Source organism: Paenibacillus sp. KACC 21273 (assembly GCF_028736095.1).
Lineage (GTDB): Bacteria > Bacillota > Bacilli > Paenibacillales > Paenibacillaceae > Saccharibacillus > Saccharibacillus kyungheensis.
The window spans coordinates 5,287,501-5,302,255 of sequence record NZ_CP117876.1 but is presented as its reverse complement, the minus strand read 5'-3'; the positions used below and the strand labels follow the sequence as shown (position 1 = coordinate 5,302,255).

16 protein-coding genes (1 of these 16 cut by a window edge) are annotated in these 14,755 nt (G+C 40.2%); all 16 read left to right on the top strand.

All coding sequences use genetic code 11. The features are described 5' to 3' along the window. Positions 1–120 precede the first annotated feature (120 nt). Positions 121–1,065 (top strand): quinolinate synthase NadA, encoded by a 945-nt coding sequence (nadA, locus tag PQ460_RS23255; RefSeq protein WP_273614329.1) that lies wholly within the window; start codon positions 121–123, stop codon positions 1,063–1,065. A gap of 20 nt (positions 1,066–1,085) precedes the next feature. After that, positions 1,086–2,729 (top strand): L-aspartate oxidase, encoded by a 1,644-nt coding sequence (gene nadB, locus PQ460_RS23250; protein WP_274171318.1) that lies wholly within the window; start codon positions 1,086–1,088, stop codon positions 2,727–2,729. After that, the gene (gene nadC, locus PQ460_RS23245) at positions 2,719–3,585 is read left to right on the top strand and encodes a carboxylating nicotinate-nucleotide diphosphorylase (protein WP_274171317.1); all 867 of its coding nucleotides are present in this window, start codon (positions 2,719–2,721) and stop codon (positions 3,583–3,585) included. Before nadB ends, nadC begins: the two co-directional genes overlap by 11 nt. A 6-nt stretch (positions 3,586–3,591) precedes the next feature. Further along, on the top strand, positions 3,592–4,404 hold the full coding sequence (locus tag PQ460_RS23240) for a type III pantothenate kinase (protein ID WP_273614332.1): 813 nt from the start codon (positions 3,592–3,594) through the stop codon (positions 4,402–4,404). Positions 4,405–4,463: 59 nt separating this feature from the next. Further along, the gene (gene hslO / locus PQ460_RS23235; RefSeq protein ID WP_273614333.1) at positions 4,464–5,360 is read left to right on the top strand and encodes an Hsp33 family molecular chaperone HslO; all 897 of its coding nucleotides are present in this window, start codon (positions 4,464–4,466) and stop codon (positions 5,358–5,360) included. Between the two features lie 14 nt (positions 5,361–5,374). Further along, the gene (locus tag PQ460_RS23230) at positions 5,375–6,283 is read left to right on the top strand and encodes a peptidylprolyl isomerase (RefSeq protein ID WP_274171316.1); all 909 of its coding nucleotides are present in this window, start codon (positions 5,375–5,377) and stop codon (positions 6,281–6,283) included. A gap of 188 nt (positions 6,284–6,471) precedes the next feature. Then, on the top strand, positions 6,472–7,410 hold the full coding sequence (cysK, locus tag PQ460_RS23225) for a cysteine synthase A (RefSeq protein WP_204827319.1): 939 nt from the start codon (positions 6,472–6,474) through the stop codon (positions 7,408–7,410). 236 nt (positions 7,411–7,646) lie between these two features. Further along, positions 7,647–9,251 (top strand): anthranilate synthase component I family protein, encoded by a 1,605-nt coding sequence (locus tag PQ460_RS23220; protein WP_274171315.1) that lies wholly within the window; start codon positions 7,647–7,649, stop codon positions 9,249–9,251. Continuing rightward, positions 9,248–9,835 carry an aminodeoxychorismate/anthranilate synthase component II gene (gene pabA / locus PQ460_RS23215; protein ID WP_273614337.1) on the top strand — a complete coding sequence of 196 codons (588 nt, stop codon included), beginning with the start codon at positions 9,248–9,250 and terminating at the stop codon, positions 9,833–9,835. Before PQ460_RS23220 ends, pabA begins: the two co-directional genes overlap by 4 nt. Further along, a complete protein-coding gene (gene pabC / locus PQ460_RS23210) occupies positions 9,832–10,734 on the top strand; it encodes an aminodeoxychorismate lyase (RefSeq protein WP_274171314.1) in 903 nt (300 codons plus the stop codon). Before pabA ends, pabC begins: the two co-directional genes overlap by 4 nt. Continuing rightward, positions 10,731–11,588, top strand: coding sequence for a dihydropteroate synthase (gene folP / locus PQ460_RS23205; RefSeq protein ID WP_443147183.1), 858 nt, complete (start codon positions 10,731–10,733; stop codon positions 11,586–11,588). Before pabC ends, folP begins: the two co-directional genes overlap by 4 nt. A gap of 38 nt (positions 11,589–11,626) precedes the next feature. Next, positions 11,627–11,989 (top strand): dihydroneopterin aldolase, encoded by a 363-nt coding sequence (gene folB / locus PQ460_RS23200; RefSeq protein ID WP_274171313.1) that lies wholly within the window; start codon positions 11,627–11,629, stop codon positions 11,987–11,989. 9 nt (positions 11,990–11,998) lie between these two features. Continuing rightward, positions 11,999–12,529, top strand: coding sequence for a 2-amino-4-hydroxy-6-hydroxymethyldihydropteridine diphosphokinase (gene folK / locus PQ460_RS23195; protein WP_273614340.1), 531 nt, complete (start codon positions 11,999–12,001; stop codon positions 12,527–12,529). A 108-nt stretch (positions 12,530–12,637) separates the two neighbouring features. Continuing rightward, positions 12,638–13,669: a tRNA dihydrouridine synthase DusB gene (gene dusB, locus PQ460_RS23190; protein WP_204827325.1), complete on the top strand. Its 1,032-nt coding sequence runs from the start codon at positions 12,638–12,640 to the stop codon at positions 13,667–13,669. Between the two features lie 239 nt (positions 13,670–13,908). Next, on the top strand, positions 13,909–14,388 hold the full coding sequence (greA, locus tag PQ460_RS23185; RefSeq protein WP_204827326.1) for a transcription elongation factor GreA: 480 nt from the start codon (positions 13,909–13,911) through the stop codon (positions 14,386–14,388). 281 nt (positions 14,389–14,669) lie between these two features. Then, a protein-coding gene (gene lysS, locus PQ460_RS23180; protein ID WP_273614341.1) for a lysine--tRNA ligase crosses the window boundary here: on the top strand, positions 14,670–14,755 show its 5' portion. The gene runs 1,447 nt beyond the window's last position; the window shows 86 of its 1,533 coding nt (coding positions 1–86); its start codon is at positions 14,670–14,672; the stop codon falls past the right edge of the window.

The window sequence follows — 14,755 nt, the reverse complement described above, 5'->3', positions numbered from 1 at the left end:
TACTGTAGTACGGGATATTTTTCACAAACTCTCTAAGTAGCAATCTTCTACTGACCTAGAACCTACTTGTCTGTCTAACATTGTGAAATGAATCTCAAACAATGAAAAGGAGCGATTACGATGGAAGCGTTAGCACTAGAAAAGAAAGCAGAACGGGATGCAGAGCTCAGGGAACGTCTTTTACAATTAAAAAAAGAACGTAATGCAATTATTTTGGCTCATTATTATCAACGAGATGAGATTCAAGAAGTAGCTGATTTCCGTGGTGATTCTTTTTTGCTAGCGCAAAAAGCGGCTCAGACTGAAGCCGATACGATTGTATTTTGTGGAGTTCATTTTATGGGTGAAAGTGCTAAGATTCTAGCACCTAACAAAACAGTGATTATTCCTGATGAACGTGCAGGTTGTCCGATGGCGGATATGGTCAATGTCGATGGATTGCGTCGCTTAAAGGAAAAGCATCCCAATGCCAAAGTAGTAACGTATATCAATTCGTCTGCTGAAATTAAAGCCGAAACCGATATCTGCTGTACTTCTGCTAATGCTGTTAAAGTAATTCAATCTGTAGATTCCGATGAAATTATCTGGGTACCTGATAAAAACTTAGGGCATTATGTACAACAGCATACAGACAAAAAAATGATTATCTGGGAAGGCTACTGTAATACTCATGATATGTTAACAGTCAAAGACGTGATGGAGATGAAAGCCAAATACCCTCAGTCTGAATTTGTAGTTCATCCTGAATGTCGCCCAGATGTGGTAGCTTTAGGAGACTTTGTGGGCAGTACAACAGCGATTATTAAATATTGCAAAGAATCGCCTTGTCAGGAGTTTATTGTAGGTACAGAAGACGGTACAGGTTATCAGCTTCGTAAAGATAGTCCAGATAAAACATTTCGTTTTGCTAGTAAATATTTAGTATGCCCGAATATGAAAGTGAACAATTTAAAAAAATTAGTGAATTGTCTTGAACATATGAAACCACAAATTTATGTACCGCCTGTTGTTGCTGATCAAGCTCGTGTTTCGTTAGAACGGATGCTACAAGTATCTTCATCTTGAACGATTGAGAGGAAACCATAATGATCCCAAATCGCCTGATCGATTATCATTTGAGTGAATATATTCACAAACAAGTAGATGTTATTATTATAGGTTCAGGAATTGCAGGGTTATTTGCTGCTATTTTGGCAAGTGAATATAAGCACGTTCTTATGATCACTAAGAAATCGCTGTTAGAAAGCAATACCCGTTATGCACAAGGCGGGATTGCGGCAGTAATATCCACTGATGATTCTCCTCTATATCATCGTCAAGATACATTGCTGGCAGGAGCAGGGCTTTGTTCTTCATCTGCCGTAGATGTGCTTGTACAAGAAGGGCCAGCAGGGGTACAAGAACTGATAAGGTTGGGAACTTTATTTGATACGATTGATGGGCAGTTAGAGTTGACCAGAGAAGGTGCGCATAGTCATCGTCGTATTTTACATGCCAATGGTGATTCTACAGGGTATGAGATTGTTCGAGCGCTATCTCAACATGTAGCTGAACATCCTCGAATTGAAGTCTGGGATGAACATTTCGCTATTGATTTCATAACAGAGCACAATGAATGTAAAGGCGTTATCGTCAAACAACCGGATGGTAGTCTGATCTACGTACAAGCAGAAGCAACAGTGATTTGTTCAGGTGGTAGCGGACAATTATATCAATATACAACGAACCCAGATGTGGCTACAGGTGATGGAGTAGCGATGGCCTATCGTGCAGGAGCACAGGTGCGAGATATGGAATTTATTCAATTTCATCCGACAGCTTTGTGTTATCCTGGTGCACCACGGTTTCTAATTTCAGAAGCGTTGCGCGGAGAAGGGGCGATTTTACGGAATCGCAAAGGCGAAGCTTTTATGAAAAATTATCATCCATTACTAGAATTAGCGCCACGCGATATTGTAGCTAGAGCGATTATTAGTGAAATGGAAAAAGAAGATAGTGCTTTTGTATATCTGGATATTACACATGAGACAGAAGAAGTATTAAAACACCGTTTTCCAACGATTTATGAGACCTGTATGAGTTATGGTCTACAGCTTGCTCAAGATTGGATACCCGTAGCACCAGCTGCTCATTATATGATGGGTGGGATCAAAACAGATCTGCAAGGAGCGACCAGTGTGCAGCGCTTGTTTGCTTGTGGTGAAGTATCTTCTACAGGTATTCATGGAGCGAATCGATTAGCTAGTAATTCATTATCTGAAGCGATTGTGTTTGGCAAAAGAGTGGTACAGCAAATTCTGCAACTAAATCCAATAGATATATCAAACACAGATTGTGTTTTTCCAAAAACGAATCTTTTTTATGATAAGAATGTACCTGAATTCACAAACTCTACTGAGCAGTGGATTAGCTGGCGCTTAGAATTACAGGGAATTATGGGGCAACATGCAGGGCTTCGTCGCACAGCATCGTCTCTTCAACAAGGGATTGATAAGCTTGAAGCATTAGCTGTCATTTTCGAATATCCTCTCAATACTCGCGAAGCGCTAGAACTGGCTAATATGCTAACTTGTGCGCTACTCGTTATGCGTTCTGCTCTTTACCGGGAAGAAAGTCGTGGCGGACATTATCGAGAAGATTTTCCAGAACGTAACGATGATCAGTGGCAACAACATATTCTACAACAAATCGATCAAGAGCTAACAAAGGAGAGTAATGATGATGTTTAATGGTTATCAGGAAAATCTTATCGAATGGATCAAGTTATGGCTCAAAGAAGATGTAGGCGCTGGCGATATCACCACAGCGACTACCGTTCCGCAAGGACATATCAGTCGTGCTGTTATTCATGCCAAGCAAGACGGTATACTTGCTGGACTGGCGATTGCAGAGTTAGTATTTCATACCGTTCATCCTGATCTAACCTTTCAACCTATTGCTCAAGAAGGACAAAAGCTACACAAAGGTGATATCATTGCAGAAGTAGAAGGCAGCACGCATCATCTACTCACAGGCGAGCGATTAGCGCTAAATCTATTACAACGTATGTCGGGGATCGCTACCCGCACTCGTGAATATGTAGATGCGATTCAAGAATTACCGGTACGATTAGTCGATACACGCAAAACAACACCAGGACATCGGGTGCTTGAAAAATATGCAGTACGTGTTGGTGGAGGGCATAATCATCGTTTTGGATTATATGATGCGGTTATGATTAAAGACAATCATATCAAAGCAGCAGGCGGGATTACAGAAGCTGTGACTTCTGCACGTCAGCAGATTCCACATACGATGACAATCGAAGTGGAGACTGAAACTATAGAGCAAGTGCAAGAAGCTTTGACTGTGGGCGCAGATATCATTATGCTTGATAATATGCCGACCGAACGTATGCAAGAAGCTGTGCGTATGATTCGTCAGCAAGCCCCACATGTTAAGATCGAAGCATCAGGCAATGTATCGTTAGAGACTATTTATAACTTGGCAGCCACAGGTGTTGATATTATATCAGTAGGGAGATTGACGTATTCTTTTGAAAATCTGGATATTAGTCTGGATTTGGGTGCGAAGAAAGGGGAGTGACGCACTTTGATAGTGGTGATCGATATAGGGAATACGAATATCGTTCTAGGCGTGTATGAAGGAGAGCAATTGCTTCATCATTTCCGCATCAATACGAATCGACAAGCAACACCAGATGAGTATGGTGTGATGGTGCATAATCTTTTTCAAATGTCTAAAATTGCAATAGATCATATTAAAGGTATTATTATTTCTTCTGTGGTTCCTCCGATCATGAACACGTTAGAAGAAATGTGCAGAAAATATTTACATCATACTCCTATGATTGTCGGACCGGGCATACGCACCGGTCTGAACTTGCGTTATGAGAACCCGCGCGAAGTAGGAGCAGATCGGATAGTGAATGCAGTAGCAGCCGTTGCCAAATACGGTGGACCGGTGATTGTAGTTGATTTTGGCACAGCGACAACATTTGATTGTATAGATAGTAAAGGCGACTATTTAGGTGGAGCGATTGTACCTGGAATTGGTATTTCAACAGAAGCTTTATATCAACGTGCTTCTAAATTACCTAATATTGAACTCGAAAAACCTAAAAAAGTGATAGGACGCAATACCGTTCATGCGATGCAATCTGGTATTATATATGGATACGCAGGTCAAGTGGATGGTATCGTCAAACGAATTCATGCAGAAATGGGCGTTATCGGTAAAGTTATTGCGACTGGTGGTTTGGCAGAACTCATTTCCAGTGAAACCGAAACGGTAGATGAAGTGAATCCGATGCTTACTCTTGAAGGATTGCGTTTGATTTATGAACGTAATATAGTTACAACCAATATAGACAAAACTTTTGGTACGCCTAAAGCGTCTAAATAAAAATAGAAGAACATGCTCATTGGAATATACAGCAAGAGCAACGAGGGGAGCCATTACAAATGGAAAATCAAAATCACACAAAACCGGATCTTTTGGTCCGTGGTATAGCATTAGGTGGCAAAGTACGTGCATTTGCTATTCGTTCTACTCATTTAGTCGAAGAAGCGCGTCAACGTCATGATACATGGCCTACAGCAACAGCAGCTATGGGTCGTACCCTAACAACAGCAGCAATGATGGGTGCAATGCTTAAAGGAGAAGAAAAATTAACGCTACAAGTAAAAGGCGACGGACCACTTGGACAGATCGTAGCGGATGCTAATGCTAAAGGCGAAGTGCGCGGATATGTCGATAATCCACATGTACATTTGCCAAGTAATGCAATGGGTAAATTAGATGTAGCTGGTGCGGTAGGTACAGAAGGATTTGTATATGTGATCAAAGATTTAGGGCTTAAAGATCCGTACCGCGGAAGCGTGCCGATTATTTCAGGAGAACTGGGCGAAGATTTTACGTACTATTTCGCTAAGTCTGAACAGACTCCTTCTGCTGTAGGAATAGGCGTATTGGTCGATACCGACAATTCTGTAATTGTAGCAGGTGGATTTATTATTCAATTGTTGCCAGGTCTTACTGATGCTGAGATTGATCAAATCGAACAGTCGATAGGTTCATTGCCACCGGTAACGACTCTTTTAGCAGAAGGATTAGAACTGGAAGAACTGTTACGCCGCGTTGTACCTGATGCAGAAGTAATGGAAACATCGGATGTACGCTTCTATTGCCCTTGTTCTCGCAAACGTGTAGAACAGACATTGATGAGTCTGGGTGAATATGAATTAACACAATTGATTGAAGAAGATGGACAAGCAGAAGTGGTATGTCATTTCTGTGGTGAAAAGCATTTATTCAATCGTCAAGATCTGGAATCTATTCTTGCTGAAGCTAAAAGTTAAGGAATTTTAAATATATGACTAGAGGCAGATCACCTGTATGGACAGCCGTCTTGGTCTTATTATCTGTAATTATTATGCTGCTCGGTGCCTTTTGGGTCATCCGGGCAGTTCAACATTCTAGCTCTTCGACAGTAGCGATGGTAGGTAATGAGTCAATTAGTGAACAAGAATGGGTAAATGAATTAAAAAGAAGATATGGCAAAGAAATTTTGACACAAATGCTTAATCATCAAGCGGTTAAGCTAGAAGTACAAGCACGCCATATTGCAGTCAGTGAAGAAGAGATTCAAAATGATCTAGCAGAGCGTATTAGCGGATATTCTTCACCAGCAGACTTTTATCAGGAAATGAATACTCAATTTGGATTGAGTGCAGATGATCTGAGACAAGAATCGGAATATCAGATTGAATTGGAAAAGATCGCTACAGCAGATATCAACATTACTGATGCAGAAGTAGATGCGTACTTGAAGCAATACAAGCAATCGATGACCAAACATCAATTTGATTTGTCATGGATTGAATTAGACAATGAATCGTCTGCGCAACAGGCGATTGAACGTATCGATCAAGGGGAAGTATTTTCGGCAGTAGCACAGTCGATGTCTGTAGATACATTTTCAGCTCCACAAGGTGGAGCACTTGGATGGATAGATCAAGATGATCCTTTTCAACCGCCTGAATTGTTAAAAGCGATTCAAGATATGCAAGCAGGTGATATTGTCGGGCCGATTGCGCTGAGTACAGGTCATTATGCAATTGTACAAGTCACCGATATTCGTCCTGCGCCTTCGTCCGAGCAGACGTTAAGCCGGGAAACAGCAAGACGCAAAATTGCACTTGGACAAGCCAAACCGCTAACAGAAATCGAGCAACAATTAAGAGAAAAATACAATGCGTATATTTTATCTGTAGCAGAGTAAAAATATTTGCTCTATCTGATCTATTTCATGTGATTTTTGCGAAATGCTAGATTGACAACGCTGTGACAGATTGATAATATAAAAGTATATTAAAACCTACTATTTTACTCGGAATAGCGTAGATTAGACATATAGAATAGAGTTTATATTCGCGGCTACGTTCAATCATTTGAAGGAGGGCTATAGGCATGGCAAAAGTCGTCAATAACATTACAGAACTTATCGGAGGAACACCACTAGTTAAGTTGAATAGTATCGTTCCTGAAGGAAGCGCAGATATTTATCTGAAGCTTGAATATCAGAATCCGGGTTCCAGTGTCAAAGATCGAATTGCAATCAGCATCGTAGAAGAAGCGGAAAAACAAGGTTTACTCAAACCTGGTGGTACGATCGTTGAAGCAACCAGTGGTAACACAGGGATTGGTCTGGCTATGGTTGCTGCTGCTAAAGGATATAAATGTGTAATTGTAATGCCTGAGACAATGAGTATTGAACGTCGTAATTTGCTTCGTGCATATGGAGCGGAATTGGTTCTTACTCCAGGATCAGAAGGTATGAATGGAGCTGTCAAAAAAGCAGAAACGATTTTGAGTGAAAATCCAGATTACTTTATTGCAGAGCAATTTAAAAATAAAGCAAACGTTAAAATTCACCGCGAAACAACAGGTCCTGAAATTGTAGAAGCAATCGGTTCTATCGGTGGAACTTTAGATGCTTTTGTAGCAGGTATCGGTACAGGCGGTACTATTTCTGGAGCAGGTGAAGTGTTAAAACAATCTTTCCCAGAGATCAAAATTTATGCTGTAGAACCTGCGGCTTCTCCTATTTTGGCAGGTGGACAACCAGGTCCTCACAAAATTCAAGGGATCGGTGCTAACTTTATTCCTGAGATTTTGAACCAAAATATTTACGATGAGATTATTCATGTTGAAAATGAAGAAGCATTTGAATGGGCTCGTCGTGTAGCCAAAGAAGAAGGAATTCTTACAGGTATTTCTTCAGGTGCAGCGATCAAAGCCGCTCTACAAGTAGCAAAAGAATTAGGTACAGGTAAACGTGTCGTTGTGATCATTGCAAGTAATGGTGAGCGTTATCTTAGTACGCCATTATACAACTTTGAATCTTAATCCTAATAACATCATGATATAAAATAGTGTTGCTAGATGTACTGATGTTTCCGTATTGGAATTAAGTGATCTATTGATCATTATGTTATAGGCTCAATCAATATGTAATAAAAGCTTCTACCCTTGTCTATATGGCATAGGGATAGAAGCTTTTTTATTTCTCGCATCTTCTCATTCGATCTACGCTTTAGTATACTAACGACAACGAATAGATCATGAGGTTGGAGGAAGATCGATTGACCAAAGTATATACATCATTTCAACAATGGACAGACTGGCAAGCAGCAGGATATACACAGTTGCCTTATATCGTGCAGATTCCTTTGCAAGATCAGCTATTACCTGATAGTTGGGAACAATTATGGCAAGAACAGATGCCATATTCATTTATATTGGAAAATGGAAAAAGCGGTAGATACAGTTATCTTGGACTTTCTCCTATCTCTATTCTTAGTGGTCAAGATGGACAAGCGCATATTCGAAATGCAACAAGCACCACTCCTATATTATCGTGGCAACAAGCACAGCCTGAATATATCGCTGGTGCATCGTATACAGGCAAGCCTTTAGATATACTACGAAAATGGATGTCTACCGATCGTGCCCCTAGATTAGCAGAAGTACCACCTTTTACAGGCGGATGCGTTGGCTTTCTTAGCTATGATGTAGCTCGTTCTTTAGAAAAATTACCAGATCATTTGAGCAATGATCTTGGAATGCCAGATTATTTATGGATGAAGTTCAATCAAGTATGGATAATCGATCATTTGGAAAAGCAATTATACTGCTGTGTGCATACATCGATAAATGAACATACAGATCATCAACAAGATTACGACCATGCGGCTACATGCGCGATGCAAATGGCTGAGGAGTGGCAACAGATCATCCAGCAGTCACAGCTATCCTCTACATTAGCACGCAAGCAATTTTTGGCTGAACATCCTATAGCATTAACCAATTCACGTACAGATGGGTATGGATTTGAGACAGAATTTGCTCAAGTTCAATTTGAAAAAGCAGTACAGACGATTCAGGAGTATATCCGTCAGGGTGATGTATTTCAAGTCAATTTATCGTTACGCAGTCAGCGACCGTTAACTTCAACACCTGAATCGGTATACGAATGGCTACGTTTAACCAATCCTTCGCCATATATGGGATTGTTGCGTACCCCTGATTTTCATTTAGTATCTGCTTCGCCTGAACTGTTAGTGCGTGTAGTAGATGGCAAAGTGTCTGCACGACCGATAGCGGGTACAAGGCGTAGAGGAACAACAGATATCGAAGATCAAGCGATGGAAGATGATCTTTTATCTAATGAGAAAGAACGTGCAGAACATATTATGCTCGTCGATCTTCAACGTAATGATCTAGGACGAATCGCCAAATATGGAACAGTACGTGTGCCTGAATTGATGACGGTCGAACGGTATTCGCATGTGATGCATTTAGTATCTGGAGTTGAAGGAGAATTAGCGAATTCCAAAGATGTATATGATGTAATAGCCGCTGTATTTCCCGGTGGAACGATTACAGGTGCACCGAAAGTGCGTACGATGGAAATCATCGAAGAGTTAGAACAGACACGTCGTGGTGCATATACCGGTTCGATGGGCTGGATTGACTATAATGGTAATATGGAATTAAATATTATTATTAGAACATTAACGGTCAAAGACAATATAGCTTATATGCAAGCAGGAGCTGGTGTAGTGATCGATTCTGAACCTTATCGTGAATATCGCGAATGTTTTAACAAGTCTAGAGCGATCGCTAGAGCAGTGATGTTAAGTGAACAACATGATCAAGTGCAAGCAGAGAAAGGGAGGATATTATGATACTTGTAATAGATAACTACGATTCATTTACGTATAACCTTGTACAATATTTAGGCGAATTGGGTGAAGAGGTAGTCGTTCGTCGTAATGATGAGATTGATATGGCAGGTATTCGTGCAATGGCACCAGATCATATTTTATTATCCCCGGGTCCATGTACACCAACAGAAGCTGGTATTACGTTAGACGTTATTGAAAATTTCAAAGGCGATATTCCGATCTTTGGTGTTTGTCTCGGTCATCAAGCGATCGGTCAAGCATTTGGTGGTAATGTGATTCGTGCCGAGCGATTAATGCATGGGAAGACTTCGCCTATCCTGCATGACAAAGCATCTGTTTTTGAAAATTTACCTTCTCCATTTACAGCGACCCGTTATCATTCGTTGATTGTTGAGCGTGAAAGTTTACCTGATTGTCTAGAAATTACGGCTGAGACGGCTGAAGGCGAGATTATGGGTCTGCGTCACAAAGAGTATGCAGTGGAAGGTGTTCAATTCCATCCAGAATCGATTGTAACGGATCATGGACATGAGATGTTGCGTAGCTTTTTGAGTCGTAAAGTAGACAAAGCACCAACCGTATGAACTATGTATGTTTAAATGGGCACATTACTGCTACAGATCAAGCCGTGGTCTCTGTCATGGATCACGGCTTTTTGTATGGAATGGGATTGTTTGAGACGTTTCGTACGTATAATGGCCAGCCGTTTTTATTAGAACAACATCTATTAAGATTATCGACAAGTTGCCAGTCCTTAGGAATCATCTGGAATGATTCAGTCAACGATATATCTGAACAGATTCAGCAATTAATGATCGCTAACCAATTATCAGATGCTTATATTCGTTATACGGTTACAGCAGGAACCGATATATTAGGTCTGCCTTCAGCAGAATATGAACAGCCTACTATCGTGATCTATGCCAAGTCGCTACCTCCAGCTCGCCTTGATTCTATTTCGCTTGCAGATCATTTATATGCGCATAGCAAGTCATTGCGTCGCTTACACACCTTACGGAACACACCAGAAGGCGATATTCGTCTCAAATCACTCCATTATATGAATAGCATTTTGGGTAAGCGCGAATTAATACAGTATCAAGATCACCCTACTACTGCTGTAGAAGGATTGATGCTGACTAAAGAACAATATATAGCAGAAGGCATTGTGAGTAATGTTTTTTTTGTGAAAAATCAACAATTATACACACCTGCTATAGATACAGGGATATTACCGGGTATTACGCGTGCTTTTGTGATTCAATTAGCAGAGTCTGCTGGAATAACAGTGCATGAAGGTTTTTATACATGGAAGCAGTTACTAGAAGCAGATGAAGTGTTTTTAACGAATTCTATTCAAGAAATAGTACCTGTTAAGCAATTGTTAGCACATACAGCAACATATCCGCTTCCTGAGCTTCTTTCCAACTCTATGACTTTTCAATTAGCTTATGCTTACCAGAAGGAGGCTTATCAGCAGTGAAACAGCCTATTCGCTACACAAGAACATACAATATGGGTTCCGCTACTGTAACACTTGGAGATTCAACATTAATGATGGGCATTTTGAATGTTACGCCGGATTCTTTTTCCGATGGTGGACAATATACATTAATCGATCGTGCTGTTGAACACGCTTTGCAAATGATGCAAGATGGAGCAGATCTGATTGATATTGGCGGAGAATCTACTCGTCCGGGGCATGATCCGGTATCTGCTGAGCAAGAATTAGAACGTGTACTTCCGATTATTGAAGCTTTGCACCGGGAAGCTTCTCATATTCCGTTATCAATTGATACGTACAAAGCAGAAGTCGCCAGGCAAGCATTACAAGCAGGTGCTCATATCATTAACGATGTATGGGGCGGACAAGCCGATCCTTTAATGTTACAAGTAGCAGCTTCTGCGCAGTGCCCGATTATTTTGATGCACAATCGAAATAATATGGATTATACGAATTTTGTTGCAGATGTACGTCATGATCTTCAATACTGTATCAATCAAGCGCTACAAGCAGGCATACAAGCAGAGCATATTATTTTAGATCCAGGTATTGGATTTGCCAAAACAGCAGATCATAATTTACAGCTAATGATGGAGCTTGATCAGTTATCTTCACTAGGGTATCCGTTATTATTAGGAACTTCACGCAAAAAGTTTATTCGAACTGTTCTGGATCTACCTGCTCATGATGTAGTAGAAGGAACAACAGCTACGACTGCTTTTGGAATTGCTCAAGGCTGTCAGATTATTCGTGTGCATGATATTAAGCAGAATAAACGAATGGCAGTAATGTGTGACGCGATGGTACAGTCTACTCGACATCATAAGAACTAACAATTTATATAATTTATATATAGAAGGAGTATGCCGTTATGGATAAAATGATTCTGACACGTATGGAGTATTATGGGTATCATGGTGTTTTTGAAGAAGAACGTAAATTAGGTCAACGTTTCTATGTCGACTTAGAATTAGAAATGGATCTATCAACAGCAGGTCAGACCGATGATCTTAGCACTACAATCAACTATGCTGAAATTCATGAAAAAGTAAAACAGGTAGTAGAACAGCAATCATTTAAATTGATTGAAGCTCTAGCAGAATGTATTGCATCCTCTTTATTGGACGCTTATACTGATGTACATGCACTAACGGTAAGAGTAACCAAGCCTCATCCACCATTTGATATTCATTTTCAAGGCGTTACTGTGGAATTGCGGCGTACACGAAAGTGAGAATTTGTCATGAAGTCATCTGTTCCCTCTGAATACTCAGAGGCTTATATTGCTTTAGGCGCTAATTTGGGCGATCGTGAGCAGACCTTAACAGAAGCTATACAGATGCTGAATGATCATTCCGATATAGAGATTGTTCATTGTTCAGGTCTGTACGAGACTGCTCCTGTCGGATATATCGATCAACCTTCTTTTCTCAATATGGTATTGATGTTACGTACAACATTAGAACCGGAATCATTATTAATGAGCATGTTAGATGTAGAAAATAAGTTAGGTCGGGTACGAGATATTCGCTGGGGACCACGTACAGTGGATCTGGATTTGTTATGGATGGACAATCAACAACTGCATACCGAACGTTTAGAATTACCTCATCCACGAATGCATGAACGAGCTTTTGTACTGGTTCCGTTAGCAGAATTAGTATCGTCTGATCACCATCCCGAGTTATTTCAGTCGATTCAGCAATCATTAAGTGATATTGAAGCCGAACAACAAGGGATTCATTATGTCAAAGCTTTTACGATGCCCTTATAGTTCAAAATTAAAATAAACCGCAGATCATATAATCTGCTTTTTGATAAAGGGAATCAGTCGCTTGTTTTGATCGTAAACCATGGATAGAGATACAAGGAGTGAACCCGAATGTTAAAGATCGGTGATATAGAAATGAAAAATCAGGTCGTACTCGCACCTATGGCTGGAGTATGTAACCCTGCTTTTCGTTTGATAGCCAAAGAATTTGGTACAGGTCTAGTCTGTGCTGAGATGGTCAGTGATAAAGCTATTTTGAACGGTAACAAGCGTACACACGAAATGTTATTTGTCGACGAGCGTGAGAAGCCGTTAAGTTTGCAAATTTTTGGTGGAGATCGTGAATCGCTAGTTGCCGCAGCCAAAGTGGTCGATCAAGATACTAATGCAGACATTATAGATATCAATATGGGTTGCCCTGCGCCTAAAATTAATAAAAGCGATGCAGGAGCGAAATGGTTACTTGATCCGAACAAGATCAATGAAATGGTAGCCGCTGTCGTAGCTAATGTAAGCAAGCCTGTTACAGTGAAAATGCGTATCGGTTGGGATAGCGATCATATTTTTGTGGTCGATAATGTCAAAGCTGTAGCAGACGCAGGTGGTAAAGCAGTCAGCGTTCATGGTCGTACACGTCAGCAGCTATATACAGGGCAAGCAGACTGGTCTTATATCAAACAAGCCAAAGAGGCAGTCTCTATTCCTGTTATCGGGAATGGGGATGTTGTTACTCCTGAAGATGCGAAGCGTATGCTGGATACAACCGGTTGCGATGGAGTTATGATTGGACGCGGAGCATTAGGCAATCCATGGATGTTATATCGTACGATTGAATTTTTAAAAACAGGACAATTGCTATCCGAGCCTACAGCAGAAGAGAAAATCAGAATAGCTATTTTGCATATGGATCGTTTGATTAATCTCAAAGGCGAGCATGTGGCAGTTCGAGAAATGCGTAAACACCTTTCCTGGTATCTAAAAGGAATAAAAGGATCAGCTAAAATCAAAGACTCAATCATGGAAGAAGTTAAACGTGATGAAATGGTACAGATTTTGCACAATTTCCTAGAAGGATTACCTCAAGGCGAACTAAGTTCTCCGGGAAACGAATTAGAAGAAGTAGAGCAAGTTTGCAGTATCTAAATCTACGCAATGTATAGCAATAATTAAGGCAGGATACAGGGTTTGATACTGTTCCTGCCTTTTTATTGACATTTCGTAATCATTCCCATATACTTTTTCAGTATAAATTTGCCTGAACTAAAGGTTTAGATACAGTAATTAAGCCTCTTTGGGGAATCCCTAATCCAATCATCATTTCGACAAGAAACCCCGAAGCGCGATGAGCGAAAATTATTCACATGACAGGAGAATCGGTTGAGATGAGCGACAAAGAAGTCATTTTAACACAGGACGGTCTGAAGAAGCTGGAAGACGAGCTAGAAATGCTTAAATCTGTAAAACGACGTGAAGTAGCAGAGCGAATTAAAGTTGCTATCGGGTACGGTGATATTAGTGAGAACTCCGAATATGAAGATGCTAAGAATGAACAAGCATTTATCGAAGGACGCATTATTACACTTGAAAAGTTGCTACGCAACGCTCGTATTATCAATAGCGATGAGATTGTTACGGATATCGTAAGTATTGGTGCTACTGTAATCGTAGAAGATATGGAATTTGGCGATACAATGGAATATACCATTGTAGGTAGTGCTGAATCGAATCCTTCACAGAATAAGATTTCGAATGAAAGTCCTGTAGGTAAAGCTATTCTTGGTAAGCAAAAAGGAACAACCGTTGATGTTAGCGTTCCTGCTGGCGGTGTAATCCAGTACAAAATTCTTGAAATCAAAAAATAAGATTGCCTTATGTATGTTGAGATAAGTAGATCGTATTTATGTTATATCCTATGAAAAAGCTTCCTTTGGGAAGCTTTTTTCTTGAAATGAACACATAATATATGGACATTTCGCAAATGTTGCGCAGATATTATCATGTAAAATCGTTTTATAGATTTATGAATACTGTCAAATCAGGTACACTATAGTCATAGTGTATATTTCATAGCATGTATGTAAGATGAACGAAAGATATGAAATATAGCAAACAGGTACTACTTTGAAGGAGTTGAAGTTCAGCAATGTCTGAAGAAAATGTAAACCCCAATCCAGAAGAGATGGATAATGAAAACGAAATAAGCGAGTTACTACAAATACGTAGAGACAA